The 472-nt window shown below is 66.9% G+C and carries 2 pseudogenes; both read left to right on the forward strand.

Annotated features, from left to right (window positions below):
- Positions 1-307: pseudogene (locus DVK01_RS21280) on the forward strand (type II methionyl aminopeptidase); the annotation flags it as partial.
- Between the two features lie 5 nt (positions 308-312).
- Positions 313-472, forward strand: a pseudogene (locus DVK01_RS21285) (HIT family hydrolase); the annotation flags it as partial.

Raw genomic sequence — 472 nt, forward strand, 5'->3', positions numbered from 1 at the left:
GACGACCGGACGCGGGAAGGTCACCGAGGGCGCGAAAGAGGAGATCTACAGCCTCGAACGCGACCGCTCGGTGCGGAACCGCTCGGCGCGGAAGGTGCTCGAACAGGTCAAAGAGGAGTACCGGACGCTGCCCTTCGCCGCCCGCTGGCTGGACGAACCGCGCGCGGAGATGGCCATCACGCGGCTCGAACAGCAGGGCGTCCTCCACGGCTACCCCGTCCTGAAGGAAGACGACGGCGAACTCGTCAGCCAGGCCGAACACACCGTCGTCATCACCGAGGACGGCTACGAGAACCTGACGGCGTGAGCGACGTGGAACAGGTGTTCGCCGCCTGGCGGATCGAGTGGGTCGAACGAAACGGCAACGGGGACGTCGACGGCTGTCCGTTCTGTGTCCTCCCCGAGCGCGACGCCGACCGCGAGAGCCGGATCGTCGCGCGCAGCGAGCACACCTTCGTGATCCTGAACAACT

Origin of the sequence: Haloarcula sp. Atlit-120R (assembly GCF_003665885.1) — an archaeon.
GTDB classification, from domain to species: domain Archaea; phylum Halobacteriota; class Halobacteria; order Halobacteriales; family Haloarculaceae; genus Haloarcula; species Haloarcula taiwanensis.